Source organism: Ruegeria sp. AH12 (genome assembly GCF_056541465.1).
Genome location: NZ_JBQFYL010000019.1, coordinates 1 through 23,343 on the forward strand (window position 1 = coordinate 1; position 23,343 = coordinate 23,343).

The 23,343-nt window shown below is 56.8% G+C and carries 24 protein-coding genes; 15 read left to right on the forward strand and 9 right to left on the reverse strand.

The features are described 5' to 3' along the window. The first annotated feature begins 201 nt into the window (after positions 1 to 201). The 4 genes from ACR0EL_RS19315 to ACR0EL_RS19330 are packed head-to-tail and all read left to right on the forward strand — an operon-like array spanning position 202 to position 4,108. Positions 202 to 1,620 (forward strand): circularly permuted type 2 ATP-grasp protein, encoded by a 1,419-nt coding sequence (locus ACR0EL_RS19315; protein WP_170534721.1) that lies wholly within the window; start codon positions 202 to 204, stop codon positions 1,618 to 1,620. 2 nt (positions 1,621 to 1,622) lie between these two features. Next, positions 1,623 to 2,564, forward strand: coding sequence for an alpha-E domain-containing protein (locus ACR0EL_RS19320; RefSeq protein WP_480501654.1), 942 nt, complete (start codon positions 1,623 to 1,625; stop codon positions 2,562 to 2,564). A 3-nt stretch (positions 2,565 to 2,567) separates the two neighbouring features. Continuing rightward, positions 2,568 to 3,365, forward strand: a complete 798-nt coding sequence (locus tag ACR0EL_RS19325) for a transglutaminase family protein (protein ID WP_480501655.1) — start codon at positions 2,568 to 2,570, stop codon at positions 3,363 to 3,365. An 11-nt stretch (positions 3,366 to 3,376) separates the two neighbouring features. Further along, positions 3,377 to 4,108 carry a proteasome-type protease gene (locus ACR0EL_RS19330; RefSeq protein ID WP_480501656.1) on the forward strand — a complete coding sequence of 244 codons (732 nt, stop codon included), beginning with the start codon at positions 3,377 to 3,379 and terminating at the stop codon, positions 4,106 to 4,108. 186 nt (positions 4,109 to 4,294) lie between these two features. On the opposite strand, the gene ACR0EL_RS19335 is transcribed toward ACR0EL_RS19330, so the two are convergent. Genes ACR0EL_RS19335 through ACR0EL_RS19345 form a run of 3 tightly spaced genes read right to left on the reverse strand, consistent with a single transcriptional unit; the run spans position 4,295 to position 6,211 of the window. Then, complete coding sequence (locus ACR0EL_RS19335) at positions 4,295 to 4,837, reverse strand: nuclear transport factor 2 family protein (protein WP_480501657.1); 543 nt, start codon at positions 4,835 to 4,837, stop codon at positions 4,295 to 4,297. Positions 4,838 to 4,853: 16 nt separating this feature from the next. Next, positions 4,854 to 5,300 carry a nuclear transport factor 2 family protein gene (locus tag ACR0EL_RS19340; protein WP_480501658.1) on the reverse strand — a complete coding sequence of 149 codons (447 nt, stop codon included), beginning with the start codon at positions 5,298 to 5,300 and terminating at the stop codon, positions 4,854 to 4,856. A gap of 11 nt (positions 5,301 to 5,311) precedes the next feature. After that, positions 5,312 to 6,211, reverse strand: coding sequence for an alpha/beta hydrolase (locus ACR0EL_RS19345; protein WP_480501659.1), 900 nt, complete (start codon positions 6,209 to 6,211; stop codon positions 5,312 to 5,314). Positions 6,212 to 6,313: 102 nt separating this feature from the next. On the opposite strand from ACR0EL_RS19345, the gene ACR0EL_RS19350 reads away from it, so the two are divergent. Beyond that, positions 6,314 to 7,216, forward strand: coding sequence for a LysR family transcriptional regulator (locus ACR0EL_RS19350; protein ID WP_480501660.1), 903 nt, complete (start codon positions 6,314 to 6,316; stop codon positions 7,214 to 7,216). Position 7,217: 1 nt separating this feature from the next. Here ACR0EL_RS19350 and ACR0EL_RS19355 read toward each other — a convergent pair whose 3' ends face one another. The 4 genes from ACR0EL_RS19355 to ACR0EL_RS19370 are packed head-to-tail and all read right to left on the reverse strand — an operon-like array spanning position 7,218 to position 10,977. Continuing rightward, positions 7,218 to 7,997, reverse strand: a complete 780-nt coding sequence (locus ACR0EL_RS19355; RefSeq protein ID WP_480501661.1) for a heme ABC transporter ATP-binding protein — start codon at positions 7,995 to 7,997, stop codon at positions 7,218 to 7,220. Positions 7,998 to 8,000: 3 nt separating this feature from the next. Further along, on the reverse strand, positions 8,001 to 9,077 hold the full coding sequence (locus ACR0EL_RS19360; RefSeq protein ID WP_480501662.1) for a FecCD family ABC transporter permease: 1,077 nt from the start codon (positions 9,075 to 9,077) through the stop codon (positions 8,001 to 8,003). Beyond that, complete coding sequence (locus ACR0EL_RS19365) at positions 9,074 to 9,925, reverse strand: heme/hemin ABC transporter substrate-binding protein (protein ID WP_480501663.1); 852 nt, start codon at positions 9,923 to 9,925, stop codon at positions 9,074 to 9,076. Before ACR0EL_RS19365 ends, ACR0EL_RS19360 begins: the two co-directional genes overlap by 4 nt. Next, positions 9,922 to 10,977, reverse strand: a complete 1,056-nt coding sequence (locus ACR0EL_RS19370) for a hemin-degrading factor (RefSeq protein ID WP_480501664.1) — start codon at positions 10,975 to 10,977, stop codon at positions 9,922 to 9,924. Before ACR0EL_RS19370 ends, ACR0EL_RS19365 begins: the two co-directional genes overlap by 4 nt. 237 nt (positions 10,978 to 11,214) lie before the next feature. Between ACR0EL_RS19370 and ACR0EL_RS19375 the strand changes: the two genes are divergently transcribed. The 10 genes from ACR0EL_RS19375 to ACR0EL_RS19420 all read left to right on the forward strand — a co-directional run bounded on the left by ACR0EL_RS19375 (position 11,215) and on the right by ACR0EL_RS19420 (position 20,606). Continuing rightward, on the forward strand, positions 11,215 to 13,227 hold the full coding sequence (locus tag ACR0EL_RS19375) for a TonB-dependent receptor domain-containing protein (protein ID WP_480501665.1): 2,013 nt from the start codon (positions 11,215 to 11,217) through the stop codon (positions 13,225 to 13,227). Positions 13,228 to 13,255: 28 nt separating this feature from the next. Next, positions 13,256 to 13,696 (forward strand): hypothetical protein, encoded by a 441-nt coding sequence (locus tag ACR0EL_RS19380; protein WP_480501666.1) that lies wholly within the window; start codon positions 13,256 to 13,258, stop codon positions 13,694 to 13,696. A gap of 4 nt (positions 13,697 to 13,700) precedes the next feature. Next, a complete protein-coding gene (locus tag ACR0EL_RS19385) occupies positions 13,701 to 14,366 on the forward strand; it encodes a MotA/TolQ/ExbB proton channel family protein (RefSeq protein WP_480501667.1) in 666 nt (221 codons plus the stop codon). Beyond that, positions 14,356 to 14,727 (forward strand): biopolymer transporter ExbD, encoded by a 372-nt coding sequence (locus tag ACR0EL_RS19390; RefSeq protein ID WP_480501668.1) that lies wholly within the window; start codon positions 14,356 to 14,358, stop codon positions 14,725 to 14,727. Before ACR0EL_RS19385 ends, ACR0EL_RS19390 begins: the two co-directional genes overlap by 11 nt. Next, entirely contained in the window at positions 14,724 to 15,119 is a 396-nt protein-coding gene (locus ACR0EL_RS19395; RefSeq protein ID WP_480501669.1) for an ExbD/TolR family protein, read from the forward strand. The genes ACR0EL_RS19390 and ACR0EL_RS19395 overlap by 4 nt, the downstream gene beginning before the upstream one ends. After that, positions 15,116 to 15,931 carry an energy transducer TonB gene (locus ACR0EL_RS19400; protein ID WP_480501670.1) on the forward strand — a complete coding sequence of 272 codons (816 nt, stop codon included), beginning with the start codon at positions 15,116 to 15,118 and terminating at the stop codon, positions 15,929 to 15,931. Before ACR0EL_RS19395 ends, ACR0EL_RS19400 begins: the two co-directional genes overlap by 4 nt. 105 nt (positions 15,932 to 16,036) lie before the next feature. Then, the gene (locus ACR0EL_RS19405) at positions 16,037 to 16,252 is read left to right on the forward strand and encodes a hypothetical protein (protein WP_170534685.1); all 216 of its coding nucleotides are present in this window, start codon (positions 16,037 to 16,039) and stop codon (positions 16,250 to 16,252) included. 91 nt (positions 16,253 to 16,343) lie between these two features. Further along, positions 16,344 to 17,357: an Ldh family oxidoreductase gene (locus ACR0EL_RS19410; protein ID WP_480501671.1), complete on the forward strand. Its 1,014-nt coding sequence runs from the start codon at positions 16,344 to 16,346 to the stop codon at positions 17,355 to 17,357. 211 nt (positions 17,358 to 17,568) lie between these two features. Then, entirely contained in the window at positions 17,569 to 19,293 is a 1,725-nt protein-coding gene (locus ACR0EL_RS19415) for a type I secretion system permease/ATPase (protein ID WP_480501672.1), read from the forward strand. Further along, on the forward strand, positions 19,290 to 20,606 hold the full coding sequence (locus ACR0EL_RS19420) for an HlyD family type I secretion periplasmic adaptor subunit (protein ID WP_480501673.1): 1,317 nt from the start codon (positions 19,290 to 19,292) through the stop codon (positions 20,604 to 20,606). Before ACR0EL_RS19415 ends, ACR0EL_RS19420 begins: the two co-directional genes overlap by 4 nt. A gap of 79 nt (positions 20,607 to 20,685) precedes the next feature. On the opposite strand, the gene ACR0EL_RS19425 is transcribed toward ACR0EL_RS19420, so the two are convergent. Both ACR0EL_RS19425 and ACR0EL_RS19430 read right to left on the reverse strand, forming a co-directional pair. Beyond that, entirely contained in the window at positions 20,686 to 21,303 is a 618-nt protein-coding gene (locus tag ACR0EL_RS19425) for a class I SAM-dependent methyltransferase (RefSeq protein WP_480501674.1), read from the reverse strand. Positions 21,304 to 21,434: 131 nt separating this feature from the next. Next, the gene (locus ACR0EL_RS19430; RefSeq protein WP_480501675.1) at positions 21,435 to 23,126 is read right to left on the reverse strand and encodes a thiamine pyrophosphate-binding protein; all 1,692 of its coding nucleotides are present in this window, start codon (positions 23,124 to 23,126) and stop codon (positions 21,435 to 21,437) included. Between the last annotated feature and the right edge of the window lie 217 nt (positions 23,127 to 23,343).

Genomic DNA, 23,343 nt, shown 5'->3' on the forward strand with positions numbered 1-23,343 from the left:
GCTATGATAGATGCCCGAAGGTCTTCCTCTCAGCCATTGCACTCGCAGCTACCGTCTTGTTCCGGCTGTAAATCAATGAGTCTGGAGCCTAAGAACTTCACATCATTCAACCAGCCCGAAAATTAGACGTTCCGACTGAGCGGATCAATCAAACGCGTGCGAATAGCTTGAACATTCTGGCTAGATCGTGAAACTTCTCTCATGAGTGAATATTTTGATGAGATGTTCAACGGCGACGGATCGCTCAGGGGTCCGTATGAAGAAATCGGCCGTTGGTTCAACGCTGAAGACGCATCAAGATTGCGGGCCAAACAGCGCGAAGCCGAAGAAGTTTTCAGGCTGACAGGGATTACTTTTAACGTTTACGGCAAAGCCGAAGCCGAGGAACGGTTGATCCCGTTTGATATTGTGCCACGGGTCATTTCTGCGCGGGAATGGCAGCGGCTGGAGCGCGGCATCGAACAGCGGGTGCGGGCGATCAACGCATTTCTCCACGACATTTACCACCGTCAGGAAATTGTCCGGGCCGGGCGTGTACCGGCTGAGATGATTGCCGGGAACGAAGCGTTCCTGCCGCAGATGCTTGGCGTCTCACCACCCGGTCAGGTCTATACGCATATTGTTGGTGTCGATTTGGTGCGAACCGGTCCGGATGAGTTCTTCGTGCTAGAAGACAATGCCCGCACCCCGTCCGGGGTGAGCTACATGCTCGAGAACCGGGAAACGATGCTGAAGATGTTTCCCGAGCTCTTTAGCGCCACAAACGTTCGAAACGTTTCTGACTATCCACGCAGTCTCAGGCGGTCTTTGGCGGCCTGCGCTCCAACCTGCGCAGAGGGTGAACCCACTGTCGCTGTCCTGACACCCGGCATATATAACTCGGCCTATTACGAGCACGCGTTTCTCGCTGATCAGATGGCTGTCGAGTTGGTCGAAGGGCATGACCTGCGCGTTGTCGACGGGCGCGTCTGCATGCGCACTACGAAGGGTTACAAGCCTATCGACGTTCTCTATCGCAGGGTCGATGACGACTTCCTCGACCCACTGAACTTTAACCCCGATAGCGCCTTGGGCGTGCCGGGTATTCTGGACGTTTATCGCGCAGGCGGTATCACAATCGCCAACGCGCCCGGAACAGGCATTGCCGATGATAAGGCGATCTATTCCTACATGCCCGAGATCGTTGAGTTTTACACAGGCGAGAAGCCTCTGCTTCAAAATGTTCCCACCTGGCGTTGCAGCGATCCCCAGTCTCTGTCCTACGTGCTGGACAATCTGTCCGATTTGGTCGTGAAAGAAGTGCACGGGTCTGGCGGCTACGGAATGTTGATTGGTCCAACGGCCAGTAAGAAAGAGATCTCGGCATTCCGCGACAAGCTCAAATCGCGGCCCGCAAACTATATCGCCCAACCGACATTGTCGCTTTCGACGGTTCCGATTTTCGCACGTTCGGGGCTGGCGCCCAGACATGTCGATCTGCGCCCGTTCGTTTTGGTGTCTCCCGAGGGGATCAAGATAACGCCTGGCGGTTTGACTCGCGTGGCGCTTAAGAAAGGGTCGTTGGTCGTGAACTCAAGCCAGGGCGGCGGGACCAAAGACACCTGGGTTCTGGAGGACTGACCATGCTGGGAAAAACTGCCGGTGGGCTGTTCTGGATGGCTCGGTATCTGGAGCGTGCGGAAAACACGGCCAGACTGCTTGAAACAGGGCAAAGGATGGCTTTGACCCGCACCAAGAACTCGGCCGAGGAATGGGGCTCGGTTCTGAAAACAGCCGGTGTTCTGGATGGGTACCATGCGAAATACGAAGACATCTCAAAAGACAATGCTGTGGATTGGATGCTACGCGATGCGGATAACCCATCTTCGATCAAGTCGGTTATCAAACAGGCGCGGAATAATGCACGCCTGGTTCGAACTGCCCTGACACATGATGTCTGGAGCGCGGTAAACGCGACCTGGATGCAATTGGATGAGGCTATGAAACGGCGTGTGAATGAAAGGGATTTGCCTGCAACGCTGGAGCTTATTCGGCATCAGGCGGCCTTGGTCCGCGGGGCAATACTGGGGACCATGTTGCGCAACGACATGTTCGACTTCGTTCGCCTCGGAACGTTTGTTGAGCGGGCCGACAACACAGGGCGCATTCTGGACGTGAAGTATTACGTGCTTCTGCCCACCGCCTTCTCGGTCGGTTCATCACTGGATAACATCCAATGGGAAAGCATCTTGCGCTCGGTAGGCGCTGGCGGCGGGTACCGAATGACCCATGGCGACAAAACACGGCCGTCTGATATTGCGCAGTTTCTGATCCTGGATCAACGTATGCCACGAAGCCTTCATTTTTGTTGCAGGAAACTGCAAGAGAACCTGTCTTACCTCAAGAAGGACTACGGCTTTGCCGGACCTTCGTGTGAGGCATCAAATGCTCTCTACGAAAAATACCTAGATCAGAAGATCTCCGATATCTTTGAATTTGGTCTCCATGAGTACATTCAAGATTTTCTTAACGATCTCGTTGGCTTAAGCCGTCAGATCGAGATTGATTACCGGTTCTACGAGTAGACAATGAAGCTGCACATTCGACACGAGACACGATACGATTTTGACGCGCCAGTTCCCTTCGGCCTGCAACAACTGAGGAAGACACCAAAGTCATTCCGAAATCAGAACATTGAAAACTGGAACACCGAAATCACAGGCGGGCGCAAAGAACTGACATTTGAAGATTGCCACCGCAACACTGTGGAATTGATCAGTTTCGAAGCCAATACCCAAAGCATCTCGTTGATTTCCGAAGGCGTTGTCGAGGTGGAAGACACCCATGGCGTGCTGGGACGTCACGAAGGATCCACTCCATTGTGGCTGTTCGAAAGAAGCACCCCGCAGACGATGCCGGGCAAAGGCGTCGCCGATTTGATCAGAGCGTTGCCCGAAGGCGAACCGCTTGAACAAATGCATGCCCTGTCAGAAGGAATTCGAACTCGGGTCGCGTACGAGATTGGAAGCTCGCATCCGGGCTGGAGCGCCGAGGATGCCCTCGATGCTGGACGCGGCGTGTGTCAGGATCACACGCATATTTTTATTACCTGCGCGCGACAGATCGGTCTGCCAGCACGGTATGTATCAGGCTACCTTATGATGAACGAGACGGAACTGCAGGACGCGACCCACGCCTGGGCCGAAGTGCATCTGAACGGGCTGGGTTGGGTCGGGTTTGACGTTTCAAACGGAATATCTCCTGATGATCGTTACGTACGTGTCGCAACCGGTCTGGACTATGCACAAGCCGCACCGGTAATAGGGAACAGAATTGGGACAGCAGGCGAGCAATTGACAGTGCAATTGCAAGTCGCACAGCAGTAACGGAGAATTTGATGACCTATGCCGTGGGCATGCGGCTGAATCGCGGGCTGGTGTTCATGTCCGACACACGCACGAATGCAGGCGTCGACAACGTTTCCACCTTTAACAAGATGTTCAACTGGACGGTCGAAGGGGACCGGTCGATCACAATTCTGACGGCCGGAAACCTGGCGACCACTCAGGCCACCATAAGCCTGCTGGAAGAACGCACAAAAGCACCGGCAGATCGTTCACCGTCGATCCTGGAAGCACCGACAATGTTCCAGGTCGCGCAACTGGTGGCCGCCACGCTGAACGACGTTATCGAGGAGCACGCCCGATCCGGTCAGGAAGCCGACAGCGCCTTTCACGCGACACTCATCCTTGGAGGACAGATCAACGGCGGCCCGTCTCGCCTGTTTCTGATTTACCCTGAAGGTAACTTTATCGAGGCCGGAGAAGACACCCCGTTCTTCCAGATCGGAGAGACAAAGTATGGTCGCCCAATTCTGGTACGCGCCTATGATCCAGAAATGAGCTTTCCAGAAGCTGTTAAACTCTTGCTTGTAAGTTTCGACTCTACGATCAAGGCAAACCTATCTGTCGGGGCTCCGCTTGACCTGCTTCTCTACGATGAAGACAGCCTTGAAGATGGTACACGATCCAGGTTCGAACCAGACGATCACTACTTTCGCACAATTTCCGAGGGATGGGGTGACGCGCTGAAATCGGCCTTATCCAAATTGCCTGAATACGACTCGTAAGAAATCTGAACGATTGAATGTCTGATCCCAACAGCGGTTTAAGTTGCAATGCACCGAGCGCGCGATTGGCACCGGTAACAAGTGCACGCTTCATCCCAACCCCCTGCATGACGTCGTTTAAGTGCGCGTTAAATTTGGGGCGTCCAAGAGGTCACCAACGAGATCTGAAGCCAGCTTAGGCAAAGATCAGTTCTGATTGCTGGCAACGCGTTCCGCCGCAAGTGCAGGCAGGTTCTCGTTTCCCAGTTGTGCACGCAGATTCGCGCGCATGAATGTGATTTTCCAGCCAACTTCGGTTTTTACCAACTCATGCTGATAGTCACCGATAAAAACCCATGTATCCTCGCCATCATTTTCCAGAATGTGCGTGGCATAGATATTGGCCGTTGTTGTCGCAGTATCACCATCGATTGCCACAGATTCCGTGCCCATCAGGTGATGTGTACGATCATATCCCGGCAAGACCGTCTGCCACGCGCCTACAATCTCGGATGGCAACAACTTGGGCAGATCGGCGGAGGTGCCCGCCGATGCGTTGGCATAGGAGGTATAGTCGAGAACTGCACCTTCTGGATGAAATTGTGCTGCAACCTGATCCCAATCGCCCTGATCGGCATAGTAACCTACGTTGTTGATGGCATTCAGGACCTGCTGTTCGTCCGTCAGGTCTGCAAAAGCAGCCGAAGTAAGCGTCATAGCGGCGAATGCGGCAACGGTTGATTTGAACATGAGTCTCCTCCTGAGTTTAAGCTGCGGCCCGGCGTTTTGCCTCGGCGGCAAGGTCCGGGTTTCCCGACGCGTATTTGAAATTGAAGCGCATGGATGACAGCCGCCAGCTTTCCTGTTCGCGGATCAGATCAAACGCGTAGGTTCCAACGATGAACTGCAGATCGCCGCCCGGATGGTCGGCGATGAAATGCGTCGCCATACCATGACACTGAACCTCTGCCTGATGCCCATTCTGCTCAACGATCAGATTTCCGATCTGATGATGAACGTGATCGAAGAAAGGCAGCAGCCCTGCCCAGACCTCTGTCAGCGCTTCGGGTGCTACGTCCGATGCCGGTCCTCCACCAGAAGTCGAATAGTCGACATGAAATGGATCGGTCATCAGCTCTTGCACTGCGGTCCAATCACAACGGTCGACCGCAGCAAAGAACCGCGAAACGGTATTGGCAATATCCGTCATCATTGCTCTGCCCTTCATGCTTTGAAGAAATCTGCCACGGCATCGGCCGAAGCGTTGACCACATCAGCGCGGTCGTAGAAGTCGAACTGGGTGACGTCCTCGGCCAACCAAAGCTTCTCTAACGGTGCCTTTGTGCGTGCCTCATAGGCTGCGGCACCGGTAGGCAGTGCGATGGAAGGCGAGCCAACCATGAGGATCGGCTTGGTCAATCGATCTGCCGAGGTCTGAGCATCATAAGTCAGCCAAGGTTTCCAGCTGAGGGCAGAAAACTTGTTGTCGTAGGCGGGGATCAGGCCACGATCTTGTTCGGTGTAATATGGTGCCTGATACATCACTGCGGTCTCATCGGTCGAGCTGGCACCCAATAGAATGGTGTCGGCTGCATCCGCCGCCTCACTGGCAAAAATCAGCGCCTTGGCCGCATCTGCGCCACCATAGATACCCTCGGCCATTTTTGGATCGTGTAGCCAAGGGGCGACCAGAGCGAGTTTCGAAAGCCGAGTATCGTCGGCAACCGCCTCGGCCATGTAACCAGACGAAGCACAAATTCCTAAGCCTGAAACGCTGCGAATGTCATCCCGACTGGCCATGAACCTGACCGCAGCTTTGATATCGGCTGTCTTTATCACCGGATCTTCGACATAACGCGGCGCGCCTTCGCTTTCGCCCCAACCGGTAAAGTCGAACGCCAGCGCCGCGACGCCGCGTGCTGCCAATTCACGGGCATAGGTGCCCGGCATCTGTTCCTTCACCGTGGTCCAGGCCCCCGTGACGATCGCCCCGGGTAGCGCGCCCGCCTTTTCAGCGGGTTGGTACAAAATGCCTTTAAGCGTCGCACCATTGCTGTCAAAGCTGACTGCTTGGGATGTCACGCCTTTTCGATCAGGTTGGTTTTGTAGGTTGATCGTCGCCATTGGGTCTCTCCATCAAGGCCGTTGTTGATGAGAGATTTAACTGTTCACATAAACTGTGATAATATAGCTATCAACCACCACTATAGTGTATGAAATCGAATAATGAGACTGCCTCTTCCGACCTTGGAAATCTTTGATGCCATCGCCCGCGAAGGCTCGTTCAAGGGCGCCGCCAACCGGCTTGGGCTGCAACCTTCGACGGTCAGCCATCAGCTCAAAACGCTCGAGACGCAACTGGGTACAGCGCTGATAATCCGCACCACGCGGTCGCTAAGCCTGACAGAAGCTGGCCGGGCCTTGCTCCGCGGCGCTGGCCCTGCGTTTGATCAATTGGCGGACGCGGTCGAAACGGCCCGCTCTGTCGGTCATGCCCCGCGCGGTGCATTGCGCCTGGCGATGACCGATTTCGTCTACGAGCTCTATGTCAGCAACGCATTGGAAAGCTTTCGAAGCACCTATCCTGACATCGAAATCGAGATGGCGTTTACCGACGCTCTGACCGATCTGTTGTCAGAAGAACTACATGCGGGTTTCCGTCTCGGAGACCGCATCGCCCCCGACATGGTCGCGGTCCGGCTCAGCCAGTCTGAACCGCTCGCCGTTTTGGCCAGTCCGACATATCTAGAGCGATGCGGAATTCCAAATACACCAGCCGAACTGCTCAACCATGATTGCATTCGCTATCGTTTTCCCACCTCGCGTCAAATCGCACCCTGGACATTCATTGACCAATCTCAGGACTACACAGTCGAGGTCACAGGGCCGTTGATCGTCAATACACTACCAGCAGTCGTCGATCTGGCGTTGAAGGGTCATGGACTGATATTCACCTTCAGGGACTATTGTGCAGATCAGATCACACAAGGGACATTGGTGCCCGTCTTGCAGGATCACTTAGGCAATACACCCGGTACCTACATCTATTTCCCCAGAGAATACCGCAACATGGTTCCGCTGCGATTGTTCATCGATCACCTGAAATCTTCGGTTCTGGACCGGCCATAGATCAGCCCGATAGCGCCTGCGGTAACACGAAAGGAATATCTGTTGGCGGCAGAGTGTTGATGGGTAAATCGATGCCATAGACCTGCTTCATGGTTTCAGTGTTCAGAACCTCAGACACTGTGCCCGACATCCACATGTGACCTTCGGACAAGATATAGACCAGATCGGCAAACAGCGCCGTCAGGTTAAGATCGTGCATTACAACAACAACGCCGCCGCCTTTGGCCGCGAAGTCGCGCGCGATGCCCAGGACCGTGAACTGATGCGCGATGTCCAAGCTGGCGACAGGTTCGTCCAACAGCAACCAACGGGGTTGGTCCTGATCCCTTGCCTCCCAGACTTGGGTCAACACGCGGGCCAGTTGGACACGCTGCTGCTCGCCGCCCGACAGGTTCTGATAGGATCGGTTTTCAAATCCGGCAAGATCGACATGCGCCAAGGCCTGCGATGGTAAATTCTCTTCCGCAGCGGCCAAGCCGTTGGACAGCCCAAGCCGCACAATTTCGTTTACGGAAAAGGGAAATGCTACCGTCGTTTGCTGCGGCAGCACACCCCGCATCGCAGCCAATTCCCACGGACGCAGGTCCGCGATGTCGTGGCCATTCAGCAAAACGGTCCCCGTGCCCACCAGCTCACCGCTCAGTGTCTTCAGCAGGGTTGATTTGCCCGATCCATTCGGACCGATGATTGCCGTGACTTTCCCTGGTTCTGCTGTAAATTCCACGCCGTGCAGAACCTCTTTGCGTCCCAGACGGACACGAATATTTTTTGCCTGCATCATGGCTTACATCCCCATCTGCCCGTGGCGTCGCAATAAAATCCAGAAAAAGACCGGCGCGCCCAGTATCGCCGTGACGATTCCGATGGGCAGCTCTGCCGGGGCGACGATAACCCGACTGATCATGTCGGCACATAGCAGCAGCGTTGCCCCCAACAGGGCCGAGTTCATCAATAGCCGGTGGTGATTAGGTCCGGTGCTGAGCCGCAGCAGATGCGGCACAACAATACCGATAAACCCAATACCGCCCGACACAGCAACCGCAGCCCCGGTGGCCCCAGCAACCGTAAGAACAGCGATGTTTTTGCTGCGCTGCACCGGGATACCCATGTGATGGGCAATCGCCTCACCCATCGCCAGACCATTCAACGCCCGCGCCAAGAACTGCGTGCAAATGACGGATGCCAGTATGATCGGGGCTGCCGTTGCAACCTTGGCCCAAGTTGCCCCGGCAAGCGACCCCATACCCCAGAAGGTCAGATCCCTTAGTTGCTGATCATCAGCCAGATAAACCATGACGCCGGTCACCGCTCCGAACAATGCAGCAAGCGCGATCCCCGCCAGCAGCATTGTTGCGACCGAAGTCTGCCCCTGCCGGGTTGAGACACGATAAAGGATCAATACAGACGCCCAGCCGCCCAGGAATGCGGCAAGTGCGATCAGCCCGTCCCCAACCCAGGCCAGCAATGTGACAGGAAGCAAGCCGCCAAAGACAATGGCCGTGATCGCACCCAGCCCAGCCCCCGCGCTGACACCTACTATACCAGGGTCCGCCAGCGGGTTGCGGAACAATCCCTGCATGACCACCCCAGAGACAGCCAGGGCCGCTCCAACCAGAACGCCCATTGCGAGGCGTGGCATGCGCACATCCCACAGGACGACCCTGTTGAGATCGGATAGGGGACGCCCCTGGATCAAGTCCGAAACGGCCGTGATCAGAGAGGCTTGGGATGCGCCGACAGAAACGCTGATCGCACTGGTCGCGATCAGCACCGCTATCAGACCCAGGGTGATACGTCTGGCGCGAACACGGCGATCCTGAATCTCGGTACGCGCTGGCGCGCCGTCCAGAGCCAAGGTCATGATCCGTTCGCATCCTGCAACGCAGCTGAAAGATCTGCAATTGCCTCGGCGGTGCGCGGACCAAAGCCCAGCAGGTAGGCCCCCGGCATCCGGATCAACGAGGTAGATCGCCCCGCCGGTGTCAACTGGATCGCAGGCAGGGAAAACAGGTCTTCATCCGAAACCGCATGATTTCCCTGACGCTCCATCATCAGGATCACATCCGGGGCGGTGACGGCAAGCGCCTCGGGCGTGATGGGTTTGAAGCCATCAACCGCGGCGGCGGCATTGATACCACCGGCCATCTTTATGATGCTGTCCGCCTGCGTGCCTGCACCGCCGACAGTGATGTCTCCATCACGTGCGTTCAATATAAACAGGACACGTTGCCGATCCTGCCCGGCCAGGTTCTGCGCATTGTTTTCCGCCAACGCCATCTGCTTAGACGCTTGGGCGGCCAGCGCCTCGGCCTCGGCCTCAACACCCAATGCGGCGCCAATGGTCAGGATTTTCTCGACAACCCCATCACGCGAAAAGGTATCGGCTACGGTGACATAGCCCACCCCTGCCTCTTGCAAGACTTTGATCGCATCCGGCGGGCCGGACCCCTCCAGCGCCAAGATCAGATCGGGCTCAACCGACAGAACGCCTTCGGGCGACAAAGCCCGGCGATAGCCCACGTCCGGCAATTCAAGCGCGGCTTTCGGATAAGTCGAGGTTCGATCACGGCCTACAAGCCTGTCTTGCTGGCCCAGCGCATAGATGATTTCCGTCACCGAGCTGCCAATGGCGATCACGCGTCGGTCTTCTGCCAGCGTGGTTCCGGCAGACAGGATCAGCGCCGCGATAGAAGAGATCAGGGTTCTCATTTCTTGACCTCTTGTTCCGACAAAGTAGGCAGCCCCTCCACCAAAGCGTTCCAGGCCGGGCGGTGATCGGTTTCACCCGAGCGACGCCCGAAGATCTGAAAGATCAGCCCGCCTTCGGCATCGAACACCTCGACCGAGACGGCCGGGCCGCGCTGCGTCGGTTTGTTCACGGCCCAAACCTCGGCAATATGGTCGGTGCGCAGGTGTAGGTTGAACTGCGGATCAAGTACGTTGAACCAAGGCCCCATCTGTTTCAGCGTTTCAACCGGACCGCCGTGAATTTCGATACATCCCCGGTTGCCGACAAAAACCATCACCTCAAGGTCTTGGTCGCGCACCTGTTCGAACATCCCGGCGACAATATCGGTTTGCAGTGGTCGTGTCAGAGGCGCGCCTGCGATACGATAGGCCCCCAGCCGGTTCATCTTGAGCTTTGAGGTCAGGCGCATGAACTGATGCGTATCCGTCATCTTCGCCCATTCGCTGCGCAGGATATCAGCTTTCTCGGGGTTGGCCTTGGGTGCTTCGGTCGCTTTGCGCGGCTCAACCGATAAAGTTTGCGATTGATCCTCTGACGCCAAGTCCCGCGTCAGATGGGCCCAGTGATCCAAATCCGATCCTTCAAGCAGGAATATCTTGTGCACGGCATCGCCCGCCGCATCAAACACCTGGATCGAGCGACGCGTTCCCGCGTCGGTCTCGCGCTCAACCGCAAAGGCATGTTTCCAGTGGCTGGGGAACATCCGTAGATCGATCGCTTCGGTCAAAACCATCGCAGCATGAGCGCCTGAATGGTAGTTGTCGTATTGACCAACTTTTTCAATGACACAGGACGGGTTTCGCGTCAGCGCCATGACCTCGCCCAAACCGTTCAACTGACCAAACAGATCATCCAAATTGGCTGATATCCGGGTCGCCCCCTGCCCTACAAACGCTGCAACCAGTTGTCCTTCGGTCAAGCCGAGCGATTCCGCCAAGTCCCGATCCCGCTTGCCCGCCTTGTTGACATAGGCCTCGCGGATATCCTGAGGGGCCATAAGCACCTGTTCCATAGTCGGTTTCCCATCTTCTGGTGGTTTTGATGATGCTGGCCCGGACACTGACCCTGTCAGTGACCCGCTGGCAGAGACTGCTTAAACAGTCACGAAATTTGTTGACTGTTTTAGTAAGTTTTATTAACGAGCACAAGGCATCGTCAAATGACGATTCTGAAAGACACCAAAAAAGACTGACTAAAGCCAGCGGCTTGCAAGCATTTCCAGTCCTTACACATGCATAGGGGGACAGATATGCGTGCACGAATCTATAAGGCAGGCCTGCTGGGCACTGCCTCTTGCCTAAGTTTGATGACAGCCGCCGCTTGTGCACAGGAACAGGATGACGGTTTCCTGGGTACGCTGGAGCTGGGCGAAAGCAAGCGGGAAATCCAGACCGACACGGCAGTGCCGATCACCAATATCGATCAGGAAGAGATCAATGACCGTCAGGCCAACACAGTCGCCGAACTGATCGATACCGTACCTGGCGTAACGCTGGTGAACGGCTCGACCCCACAAGGGTCTGGTATCAATATCCGAGGCTTTGGGGCCAACGGAACCTTCGGCACCGACCAAAAAGTTCTGATTCTGGTCGACGGCGCCACCACCGGCGCGGAAGAGCTGTATCGGATCGGCAACCAGTTGTTCACCGATCCACAGCTTTACAAAAGCGTATCCGTAATCCGTGGCACCGTTGGTTCCTTCGAGTTCGGTTCCGGCGTTGTCGGCGGTGTGGTTCAGCTGGAAACCAAGGATGCATCCGACTTCACCGGCGGCATTCCCGGCGTCAAACTGCGCCAACTGCTCGAAGCGTCTACGAACGGAAATGGTTTTGTCTCGTCGTCGATCCTGGCCTGGCAACCCAATGAACAAACCGAATTTCTGTTGAGCTATACCTATCGGGATCAGGACGATCAGGAAGATGGAAACGGCGATACTATCGGCAATAGTGAATTCACGCTGCCGTCCTATCTGATCAAAGGTAAGTACAGTTTTGGCGATAATCTGGAACACTCGATCACGGCGTCCTGGAACAACTCGACCTCGGACGAGAAAGACGTGCCTTACGACTCGTTCAGCGTCACGGCAGACTCTTTTGGCAATGTGGATCGACGGATAGAAAACCGGGTTGCCATACTGCGGTATCAATACCAACCTGCTGGAAATGATCTGGTCGATCTGGACGTGAACCTCAGTTACTCCGACCAGAAGATCGACAATACCTACATCTCAGGCTCATCCCCTCTGGAAGGATCGCCATTCTTCCCCGGGCTACTGGATCTGGCCGAGGCGGAACAACGGTACGAGACGACGAAACTCACAATCAAAAACACAGCCTATTTCCAAACCGGGATCGCGTCACATGATCTGCGCGCCGGAATCGAGTTCATCGATCGTGATCGCTTGGAAGGCGGCGATGCTGCCCCCGGCGGGACAGATCGTCGTTTCGCGATCTTTGCGGTTGATGACATCAACATAGGTGACAGCCTGACCCTCACCCCGGCCATACGCTACGAAAAACAAGATATCTCGGGCGATTCAGATGCGACACCACCGCTGAACGCAAGCTACGACAACGATGCGCTGATGGGTGGCCTGTCTGCGCGCTACGAGTTCAGCAATGGCTTTGCGATCTTTGGCAGCGGGGCTTACACGGAAAACCCGCCCATTATTGACGATCTCGGCACCGTGGCCTTGATGAATCAGTCCGAAAAGGCGCGGACATGGGAAGCGGGTTTTTCCTATAATGCGGGCGATGTCTTTGCCACAGGCGATGTCGTGCGCGCCAAGGTGAATGCCTATGACACCACCCTGTGGGACATCACATCCTACCGAAACGTGGACAATGTCAATGCACGCGGCGTGGAAATCGAAGCCTCTTATGCAAGTGCAGGCGGTTTCTACATGGATTTCAACACCAACATCGTCCACGCGACCGAGTCGGATGCCGGCGTCGAAACCCGTTGGCGCAACGAACCCGCCGACACGGCGCGCCTGACGGTCGGCCAGCGCTTTGGTGAAACACTTGACGTCAGCTGGGAAATCCTTGGATCCCGTGCCGGGTTCGACTCGTCGGGCGATCCTTTGGGCGGGTTCGGCGTGAACACGCTCCGCGCCAGCTACTTCCCGCAAGAAGGGGCTTTCAAAGGTTTCGAGTTCTATGCCGGGATCGAAAACATCCTGGACAAAGACTACCAGGGCAGCCTCTCGTCGCGCCGCGCACCCGGCCGGAACTTCAAGTTCACCGTCGCCAAAACCTTCTGATCTGACACACGAAAGGACCATCATGAAAATGGCATCATATAGAAATGCTCGGCTGGTCCTGCTGACCCTGCTCCCAATTTTGGGGGCAGGGATTGCCAGTGCTGAAGAGCCGGAAAAGCCCAAAGGCATCTCGATCGAGCTCAGCTCGGCCGAAGACAAGGACCAAAGCTGCATGGTCAGCTTTCTGGTCGAAAACTCCTACGACATAGATATCGACGGGGCGGTCTATGAGACTGTGCTGTTCGGTGCTGACGGCAAAGTCACCTTGCTGACCCTGTTGGATTTCGAAGACCTGCCGGCCGGTCGCCCGCGCGTGCGTCAGTTTCAGTTTGCCGAAATGGTCTGCAACCAGATCAGCCGCGTTCTGATCAACGGGGCGCAGGACTGCAGCCATAAGGGGGATATGCCAGATGCCTGCATGTCGGGCCTGACGCTAAAAAGCCGTCTTGAAACCGAGTTGATTGGATAAATCGATGGATGCGATCCTGCAAAACCTGATGGGAATCCTCGCGCTCGGTGGGCCGGTGGTGGCGATCCTGATCGTCACATCAATCGCGACGCTGTCGCTGATCCTTTACAAGCTGTGGCAATATCGGGCCGCGGGGGTGGGCAGGCATATCGAACTGTCCCGCGCCATTCAGGCCTGGGATCGTCAGGAACGTGCCAACGCGATGGCGCATCTGGATAAGAGCCGCAGCTATCTGGCCCCGGTGATTGCTATGTCGCTCGGTGGTACAGAAACCGCCCTGTCCGATCGCGTCGATGCAGAGGCCGAGGCCCGGTTTGCCGAGCTTGAACGGGGTTTGAACGTGCTGGATATGGTTGCGCAGCTTTCACCACTTTTGGGCCTGTTCGGCACCGTCCTGGGCATGATCGAGGCGTTCCAAACCTTGCAAGGCGCGGGCAATGCAGTTGACCCTGCGCTTTTGGCCGGTGGTATCTGGGTGGCCCTGCTGACCACCGCCGCGGGGCTGGCCATCGCGATGCCAACTTCGCTTGTGCTGACTTGGTTCGAAGCGCGAATGACACGTGAACGCATCTTTGCCAATCAGGCCTTGCGCACGGTCTTTGCCCCTGGCCATGCAGCCGTCGAACACACCAGTACCCTGCCTGAGGTCACCGCAGCGCATGTCGCTTGAGACCCGCCGAAAACGGCGCAGACGCCTGTCGATGACATCCCTGATTGATGTCATCTTCCTGCTGTTGCTGTTCTTCATGCTCACCTCAACCTTCTCAAAATTCGGAGAGATTGAGTTTGCCACCGCCTCGGCGGGCGGATCAGTTTCACACGTGCCCATGCGGTTTGTGAAACTTGAAGGCGATCGCATTCTGGTCGATGGGTCTGAGGTTCAGCTTGGTGCAGTTGCCGCCTTGTTCGACGGCGATACCGAGCAGCTGGCCCTGATCAGCCTCAGTCAGGATGCGACCGCGCAGCAATTGATTGATCTTCTGACAGTGCTGCGCCCCGTTGCGCAGCTACGCACGCAGGTCATCGGATGATGCAGCTGAAACCAAAAGCCAAGCAGAAGCGAGAGCCGACGATTGCCCTGATCAACGTCGTCTTTTTGATGCTGGTTTTCTTCATGATCGCGGGAACGCTCGCCCCGCCGCTAAGCGGTTCGGTTCAATTGGTTGAAACCCAGGAACTTGAGGGGCGAGAACCGCCGGATGCTCTGGTCATTCGCGCTGATGGTGTGCTTGAATATCGCGAGGCTGAACTGACAGATGCCGAGGCCTATGTTGAACGCGCCTCAATCGACTTTCCGCTCGATGACGTGCGCCTTGTGCCCGACAGATCGGTCCCTGCGATCCGTTTGAAAGAGGTGAGCGATGCCCTGCGCACCTTGGGAGCCACGAAAATCTATGTCGTGACAAAGCGAGGTTTGCAATGATCCCCAGATCGCGCGCCATGACGGCGCTCGCAATCCTGTTGGCCGCCGCCACGCATAGCCTCGCGCTGCATGATTTTCGCACGGACGAGCCGGTGTTGGTAGAAGGCGGTGGATCTGTTGAAACAGCCGCGCTTGGATCCTCCTTCAAGGATTTTGTCGCCGGAACTGTCCCCTCGGCATCGGCTGAGATGCAGCAACAACCAGTCGAGCCAGACCAGCAAGCTCAAAAAGCAGTGCCTGAGACGCAATCTGGAAAAAGCGCAGCACCATCCGTCACAGAGGCAGTTCCGGCTAAACCGAGCGCAACAACTGCACAAACCTCACACTCTCCCGAGCAACCTTTGGTCCAGAAGCCCATCGCCGAACCAGTGACAGCCCCGAAAACGCCACCCGTCCAAAAGCCTGAACCCGAGAAAACAAAAACCGCCGAAACTCCAGCGAAGGCTGGAAACGCCGAGCAAGACCGGAAGAAAGGTGCCGAAACGGGCAAGACGGCAAAGGGTGCAGCTACGGCGCAAAGCGTAACACGAACCACCTCGACCCAGGGCAATGCAGAGGCCAGCAACTACGCCGGTCAGGTCAAGCGCAGAATTCTCCGGGCGCGACGCAAAAGCGTGAACATCAGGGGATCGGTCCTGATCACCTTCCGCATTGCGGACAACGGCGCGCTGCAATCTGCGCAGGTTTCGCGCAGTTCGGGGTCAAAAAAGCTCGATCAGGTCGCATTGGCCCAGATCCGCGCCGCGGCCCCGTTCCCGGTACCACCGCCTTCGGCACGACGCCAATACACCTTGGAGATCAAGGGAAAATAGCGGTGCAAGGTGCCCGAAAGCCCCATCACTTTTCCAACGGCTTGATATTGAAGCTTGGCATGCGCCCAACAAAAAGTGTTCAATTGAGGTAGCAAGGGGATCGACATGCACAAACCGGAACGGTTCGAAAAGTTCTATTTCGCCAAGGTCGGTATGGGCGAGGCCTGTGGCTGCGCCGAGCGTGTTATCGATGTCTATGAGTTCAATCGCAAAGGTGGAACCCAGTCGAAGCAAGCCCTGAAGAAAGACAAGCGCAAACGTCGGTCATTTCGATCATGGGCTGTGAAATACGGGTTGCTCAGCCGGAAACCACGGGCTTAAACCTTCACCAGATCATTCAAGCGCAAGGCCGGTCGATACCCCAATAGACGGTGCCTGATAACCTTGCGCAACAGACCAAAAGGACATGCCCGTGACAGACCCGTCCATGCAAACCCTCGCGCTGGCCGATGTGCGGTCGCTTGCAAAATCAACGCTGCAAGGGGTTGGCGTGGATGAGGTTGGAAGCGATATTCTGGCCGATATCATCATGCGGTCCGAACGGGACGGACCGCGCAGCCACGGTTTACACAATCTGCCAATCTATGCGCAAAGTTTCACCTCCGGCTACGCCAACCCCACGGCCAACCCGGTCATCCGCCGCATTGCCCCCGGCGTTCTGCGCGGGGATGCGGATAATGGTTATTACCAGATCGCCGCCCATGCGGCGCGCGACGAGCTGATCGACATGACCCGTAAAAACGGCATCGCCGCCTTCACCTGTGCCAATTGTCACCATCTAGGTGCGTTGCGGTTTGACACCGAACCATTGGCCGAGGCCGGGCTGGTCGCCATCGCCGTTATCAACTCGCTGTCACTGGTGGTGCCACAGGGTGGTGTGCGCCCGGTTTTTGGCACCAACCCGATGTCCTTTGCCTGCCCCCGCGACGGGGCCGCGCCCGTGGTGTGGGATCAGGCCTCGTCCGCCGTCGCGTTTATGGACATCAAGATGGCCGCCGCCGAAGGGCACAATTTGCGGCAACCTGCTGGGCTGGATCGCGATGGGACCCCGACGGCAGATCCGGACGCCATTCTGGAAACCCGCAGCCTGTTGCCGTTTGGCGGCCACAAAGGTGCGGGAATAGCCCTTTTGGTCGAGGTTCTGGGCGCGGCTTTGGCTGGCGGCACCCTATCCGTCGACAATGCTGAACGTGAAGCACATGGCGCGCTGAACATCAAAGGCGGGGCGACGCTGATTGCCCTGGACCCTGCCCGCTTTGGCAATGACGCCTTCGCCGACTACATCACTCGAATCTGCGCCGAGATCGAAGGCAATGGCGACGCCCGCGTCCCCGGTGATGGACGGCTGAAGAACCGGGCCGAAGCCGAGGCCAAGGGGATCACGGTCAGCCACGCGGTTTTGGATCAAATCGCAGCCCTGAGTTAAGCCGCGCGTTTCCCGTCTGGTCCGCCTTAGGCCTTCCGATCTTCACAAATGACACGCTTGGCCGAAAACTGCCTTGTGTCTGCCTTGTTATTCGCGGTTTCTTGCTGGAAAAGAGAAGCATTCTTGGCAATGCAGGCCCGGCTTTCTAAGTCAGGGGCCCGCACCGCCGGACCTGATTGATGTGGAATGCAGCTTGAAACCCGAACACAGAATGTCGCCCGCCCCACGCCATGAATTGCGCACCGTGCGCAATCAGGGGATCACTTTTCTGGCTTTGGCCTTCCTGTTCAGCATCTTCGTCAATCTTCTGATGCTGACCGGGCCGTTGTTCATGTTGCAGGTCTATGATCGGGTGCTGAGTTCGCGCGCGGTTGAGACGCTGACAGCCCTGTTTATCCTTGTTGCGCTGCTTTATGCGCTGATGGCAATGCTGGATTTTGCCCGCGGTCGCATCGTTGCGCGTTTTGGCGCGCGGTTTCAATCCAAGCTGGATGAGCGCGTGTTCGATGCCACTTTGCGGCGGTCACTTAACCCGCAGGCACGCTCGGCCCCAGCCACTGCTTTGCGCGATCTTGAGTCGATCCAGAACCTGTGCTCGTCGCCTGTGCTGCTCGCGGTGATGGATATCCCGTGGACCCCGGTGTTTCTGGCGGCGATTTTCATATTCCACCCGCTTCTGGGGTGGCTGGCCGTTGCGGGTGGCGGGCTGTTGATCGTCATTGCCCTGCTGAATCAGGGCCTGACCCGCCGCAAAGTAGCGGAAGCGCAGGCTGCATCGGCGCGGGCCAATTCCTTTTCGGAGCATGCGCGCCAAGCGGCCGAGGTTGTTCGATCTCAGGGGATGCAACAGGATGTCACCCTGCGCTGGTTAAACCAGCGCACTGATGCGCTGCGTCAGACGATTGCGGCCAGTGACTGGACCGGCAGCTTCACCTCGCTGACCAAATCGCTGCGGCTGTTTTTGCAATCGGCTATGCTGGCGCTTGGTGCATGGCTTGTGTTGCAAAACGAATTGTCACCCGGTGCGATGATTGCGGGCTCGATCCTGCTGGGCCGGGCTCTGGCCCCTGTGGAACAGGCGGTCGGACAATGGGCCATGATTGAAAAGGCGCGCACAGCATGGATTTCGCTTAACCGGTTTCTGGATCAGACCCCGCCCGAGCCAAATCGCACCAAACTGCCCACGCCTGAGGCACGCCTGGCCGCCAAAGCGCTGACCGTGATCCCTCCGGGGGCGGCTGCACCAACCTTACGCAACGTGACGTTGAATCTGGAACCCGGAACGGCGCTTGGAGTGATCGGCAAAAGCGGATCAGGCAAGACTACGCTAGCCAAGGCGTTGCTGGGCCTCTGGCACCCTGCCGCCGGGGAAATTCGGCTGGGCGGCGCGACACTGGATCAATATGACCCCACCGATCTGGGTCAGCATATTGGCTATCTGCCACAGCAGGTGACGTTGTTTAATGGGTCAGTCGCGGAAAACATCGCCCGCATGTCGCAAAACCCCGATCCGCAGGCTGTGGTCGAGGCGGCCAAAAAGGCCAACGCGCATGAGCTGATCCTGTCTTTGGAGAAGGGCTATGACACGTTTCTGGAAGGCAATGACAGCCAGCTGTCGGGCGGTCAGAAACAGCGCATCGCATTGGCGCGCGCCCTCTATGGCGACCCGGTGCTGCTGATCCTGGACGAGCCGAACTCTGCCCTTGATGCGGATGGGACCGAAGCGCTGAACGCTGCAGTGCGCGGGCTGAAAGAGGCGGGAAAAGCAGCCATCATCATGACCCATCGACCTCAAGCGATCTCGGAATGCGATACTTTGGCGGTTGTCGAACAGGGGCAACTGGTCAAGTTCGGCACCCGTGACGAGGTGTTAAACACGATGGTCCAGAACGCAGGTGCCATCAAACGCAACCTAAATCAGGTGAACACCGGATGACCGAACAGACGAAAACCAGTGGGCGCACACCGTGGCGGATTACCGTGCCCGCATTTGTGGGTTTCCTGGCCCTTGCCATTCTGGTCGGCGGTCTTGGTATCTGGTCGGTATACACCCAACTGGCTGGTGCAATTGTGTCCTCAGGCTCGATCGAGGTGCAAAGCAACCGGCAAGTGGTGCAACATCCTGATGGCGGTGTCGTGGGCGAAATTTTTGTGCGCGACGGTGCGGTCGTGTCCAGCGGCGATCTGCTTTTGCGGCTTGATGATACCTTCCTGTCCTCGGAAAAAACCATCGTCGAGGCACAGTTGTTCGAACTGCTCGCCCGTCGTGCCCGGCTGGAAGCGGAACGGGACAGCGCCACCCCCGAAGACCTGGCCACTCAACTGGACGCCGTTCAGCAAGAACATGGCATCCAGCGTGACCTGATCGACGGTCAACAACGCCTGTTCGAGGCACGGCTGAATACAATGACCCAGCAAACCGATCAGCTGAAAAAACAGCTGGTTCAAACCGAAAGTGAGATCGACGGCACCAAGGCGCAGCTGGTCTCGCTCCGCCTGCAGGTCGAGCTGATCCGCGAGGAGCTTGAAGATCAACAAAGCCTGTTGAGCCGCGGCCTGACACAGGCCAGCCGGGTCCTGGCCCTGCAACGGGAAGAGGCCAGCCTGAGCGGTGAGATCGGGCGTCTTGAGGCATCAATCGCCCGACTCAAAGGACAGATCGCCGCGACCGAAATTCGGATCGTTGAGCTGGACGCCACCCGACGGGAAGAGGCGATTACTACTCTGCGCGACGTGCAATCGCAGGTCGCGGAACTATCGGAACGGCGGTTGTCTCTGACGGAACGCCTGTCCCGTCTGGACATTCGTGCGCCGGTTTCGGGCACCGTCTATGGCAGTCAGGTCTTTGCCCTGCAATCGGTGATCCAGCCGGCCGAGCCGATGATGTATGTGGTCCCGCAGGATACGCCATTGCTGGTCGCCGCACGGGTGGATGCGATCCATGTGGACCAACTGCATGTGGGCCAACCTGTTGCCCTGCGCTTTCCCGCCTTCAACCAGCGCGAAACGCCTGAACTTGACGGCCATGTGATCAACGTCTCAGCCGATACATTCACCGACGAACAAACCGGTTTCACTTTCTACCGGGCCGAGCTGGTCCCCGATGAAGGACAGGTCGAACGGCTGAACGGTCAGGTTCTTCTGCCCGGCATGCCGGTTGAAGCGATGATTAAGACCGATGAACGCACGCCCCTGTCCTATCTGGTCAAACCGATGGCCGACTATTTCAACCGTGCCTTCCGCGAGTGATCAGCTTTTGACATCACCCGAGAACCGGACGGCGGCTTTCGTCAACGTAACGGCGGATAGAAAAGGGTTCGTCAATCTGTTATTTTGATACTTGAATTGCTAGATCGCAAAACATCTGAGATTGAAGAGCAAAGCCCAAAACACTGCAGTTGTTTTCAACAATGAACTCGTTTGCGGCAGCCACAACGCCATACTCTTGTTCGGCAATAGGGTCGTATGTAGTGTAATCGTTAAAAACTATAACCCCACCAGGACGAATAGCGTTTTTTGCGGCAGCTATGTCTCGTTTGATTGCATGGTAGGCGTGATCTGCATCAAGATAGATTAAGTCAAGCGAATTCTCAGGAATAGAACTCAGGCAATCCCAACTTAGCCCCTCTTTGATTTCGACTTTGGTGGATTTCGCGGCCGCAACTCTTTCTATTGCGATCTCGTAGAATTCACGATGTGTGCGGCCAAAAAAATGCTCGTTAGCAGTCTTTCCCCAGAATTCTGAAGCTTTGTGCATCTCAAACACATCGATGGCGATGAAAACTTCGGGATTTAGAAGTGCTATCAGATGGTTCGAAAATGTACCTTTCGCAACGCCAACTTCGCATACCTGCGTGAATGGTCCTTGACCAGCAAGGCTTGTTATAAGATCAAAACGGTCCGCGAAAAGTTTTGCACCTTTTAGATGGCCTTGGTTTAAACGCATGTAGTTGCTCCATTTGCACTGAACTGACCGACAAGCGCAGCGTCTCTTTGAACACACTAAGCTTCGTTGTACTAACTAGATATCTTAAGTAAATATCAACGTCGAATTCTTTGGACTGTTTAATTCCTGCCCTACGACCCCGCCTTCTGCGCCCCATCACGCATCTGGCTGAGGGTCTGCCTTGGGGTCAGCGCTTCGGCTGAGATGTTCAGGTCCAGAACAGCCCCTTTATCTGACGCCAGCGCCCTTTCGAACGCGGCCTCGAAATCCTCGGTTCGTTCGACCCGTTCGGCGTGATAGCCATAAGACCGGGCGAGTGCTGCGAAATCGGGGTTTTCCAGCGTGGTCCCTGAAACGCGGGCGGGATAGGTTTTTTCCTGGTGCATTCGAATGGTGCCATAGGTGCCATTGTTCAGGATCAGCACGATGGGTTGCGCACCTGCCTGCATGGCGGTCCCAAGCTCCTGACAATTCATCTGAAAATCCCCGTCCCCGGCAAAGCAAACAACGGTTCGCTCTGGATGCGCCACTTTGGCGGCAACGGCTGCGGGCAGGCCATATCCCATCGCACCGGATTGCGGGGCCAACAGGCGTTGTTGAGGGCCGTATTTGAAAAACTTGTTCGGCCAGACGGTGAAGTTCCCTGCGCCATTGGTCAGGATTGCATCACCGGGCAGGCGATCCCGCAAATAGGCCGAGACCTTGCCCATATCCACCGGGCTGGGCAGGTCGGGCAGGTCGAAACCCGCCTCATAGTCTGACCGCGCCTGCGCGCTCCAGTCTGCCCAGCCTCCGCTGACCACATGCTGGGACAGGGCGATCGCAAAGGCATTCGGACCGGATTGAATACCCAGATAGGGAATGTAGACTTTGCCAAGCTCTCGGTCCGAGGCGTGGACATGGATCAGTTTCTGCTCTGGTTTTGGTACGTTCAGCAGAGTGTAGCCTTCGGTCGTCATCTCTCCGAACCGCACACCAATGGCCAGGATCACATCCGCGCCCTGTATCTGCGCCCGCGTCGCCGGTGTCATACCGGTTCCAGCATCGCCGACATAGCTGGGGGAATGGTTGTCGAACAGGTCTTGAAACCGGAACGCGGCCACAACGGGAATGTCGGAGTTTTCGGCAAATCGCTGCAAGGCCGCGCTGCCCTCGGCGCGCCAACCCCCGCCGCCAATCAGGATCAACGGGCGATCCGCACCTGACAGGGCCGAGATCACACCCGCGATGGCCTCGGCCGTCGGGCCGGGCTCATGTACGACCGCCGGGCCTGACAGCGCGGGCACATCGGTGACGGCAGTCAGCATATCCTCTGGCAAAGCAACGACGACCGGACCCGGACGGCCCGAGATGGCGGTGGTCCAGGCGCGGGCGATGATCTCTGGGATACGATCTACCGCCTCGATCTCGGTCACCCATTTGGCGACGGTCCCGAAATAGGCGCGATAGTCGATCTCCTGAAACGCTTCGCGCCCTTTCATGTCCGTGCCCACCTGACCCACAAACAGGATCATCGGCGCACTGTCCTGCATCGCCGTATGTACCCCGATCGACGCATTGGTCGCTCCCGGGCCGCGTGTGACGAAACAGATACCGGGCTGTCCAGTCAGTTTGCCATATGCTGCTGCCATAAAGGCCGCGCCACCCTCGTTCCGGCACAGGGTGAAATCCAGCGCACCATTGGCCCCGGCCCGCGCGCTGCCGGTATCATGCAGCGCATCCAGCACCGCCAGATAGCTTTCACCCGGCACACCAAAACTGTGCTGGGCGCCCAGCGCCTGCAAGCATTCCACCAGCACAACGCCACCGTTCCGTTCTGTCATCTCAGGCTTTTCCTTCGATCCGTCCTGTGAAACGCACGCGTCACTCCGACATCGATGGCGTTCCTGTCGCGGCCAACTTGGCCGAAGAAGGCGTTGCAGGTAAATCCAGAAATCCATGAAATGGGAAAATTATTCGACTGACCAGGCCAGGATCATCTGATAACCCGCTTATCACCCCTCATTGCAAAGACCAGCCCCCTGATCTGGCAGGGTTTAA

Coding starts and splice junctions, on each gene's coding strand:
- ACR0EL_RS19370 (WP_480501664.1), bottom strand. CDS start 10,977: ATGGAACAGGTGCTTATGGCCCCTCAGGATATCCGCGAGGCCTATGTC.
- ACR0EL_RS19360 (WP_480501662.1), bottom strand. CDS start 9,077: ATGACCTTGGCTCTGGACGGCGCGCCAGCGCGTACCGAGATTCAGGAT.
- ACR0EL_RS19420 (WP_480501673.1), top strand. CDS start 19,290: ATGACCGAACAGACGAAAACCAGTGGGCGCACACCGTGGCGGATTACC.
- ACR0EL_RS19405 (WP_170534685.1), top strand. CDS start 16,037: ATGCACAAACCGGAACGGTTCGAAAAGTTCTATTTCGCCAAGGTCGGT.
- ACR0EL_RS19415 (WP_480501672.1), top strand. CDS start 17,569: ATGTCGCCCGCCCCACGCCATGAATTGCGCACCGTGCGCAATCAGGGG.
- ACR0EL_RS19375 (WP_480501665.1), top strand. CDS start 11,215: ATGCGTGCACGAATCTATAAGGCAGGCCTGCTGGGCACTGCCTCTTGC.
- ACR0EL_RS19315 (WP_170534721.1), top strand. CDS start 202: ATGAGTGAATATTTTGATGAGATGTTCAACGGCGACGGATCGCTCAGG.
- ACR0EL_RS19350 (WP_480501660.1), top strand. CDS start 6,314: ATGAGACTGCCTCTTCCGACCTTGGAAATCTTTGATGCCATCGCCCGC.
- ACR0EL_RS19385 (WP_480501667.1), top strand. CDS start 13,701: ATGGATGCGATCCTGCAAAACCTGATGGGAATCCTCGCGCTCGGTGGG.
- ACR0EL_RS19355 (WP_480501661.1), bottom strand. CDS start 7,997: ATGATGCAGGCAAAAAATATTCGTGTCCGTCTGGGACGCAAAGAGGTT.
- ACR0EL_RS19340 (WP_480501658.1), bottom strand. CDS start 5,300: ATGATGACGGATATTGCCAATACCGTTTCGCGGTTCTTTGCTGCGGTC.
- ACR0EL_RS19325 (WP_480501655.1), top strand. CDS start 2,568: ATGAAGCTGCACATTCGACACGAGACACGATACGATTTTGACGCGCCA.
- ACR0EL_RS19345 (WP_480501659.1), bottom strand. CDS start 6,211: ATGGCGACGATCAACCTACAAAACCAACCTGATCGAAAAGGCGTGACA.
- ACR0EL_RS19395 (WP_480501669.1), top strand. CDS start 14,724: ATGATGCAGCTGAAACCAAAAGCCAAGCAGAAGCGAGAGCCGACGATT.
- ACR0EL_RS19425 (WP_480501674.1), bottom strand. CDS start 21,303: ATGCGTTTAAACCAAGGCCATCTAAAAGGTGCAAAACTTTTCGCGGAC.
- ACR0EL_RS19430 (WP_480501675.1), bottom strand. CDS start 23,126: ATGACAGAACGGAACGGTGGCGTTGTGCTGGTGGAATGCTTGCAGGCG.
- ACR0EL_RS19330 (WP_480501656.1), top strand. CDS start 3,377: ATGACCTATGCCGTGGGCATGCGGCTGAATCGCGGGCTGGTGTTCATG.
- ACR0EL_RS19365 (WP_480501663.1), bottom strand. CDS start 9,925: ATGAGAACCCTGATCTCTTCTATCGCGGCGCTGATCCTGTCTGCCGGA.
- ACR0EL_RS19320 (WP_480501654.1), top strand. CDS start 1,623: ATGCTGGGAAAAACTGCCGGTGGGCTGTTCTGGATGGCTCGGTATCTG.
- ACR0EL_RS19380 (WP_480501666.1), top strand. CDS start 13,256: ATGGCATCATATAGAAATGCTCGGCTGGTCCTGCTGACCCTGCTCCCA.
- ACR0EL_RS19390 (WP_480501668.1), top strand. CDS start 14,356: ATGTCGCTTGAGACCCGCCGAAAACGGCGCAGACGCCTGTCGATGACA.
- ACR0EL_RS19400 (WP_480501670.1), top strand. CDS start 15,116: ATGATCCCCAGATCGCGCGCCATGACGGCGCTCGCAATCCTGTTGGCC.
- ACR0EL_RS19335 (WP_480501657.1), bottom strand. CDS start 4,837: ATGTTCAAATCAACCGTTGCCGCATTCGCCGCTATGACGCTTACTTCG.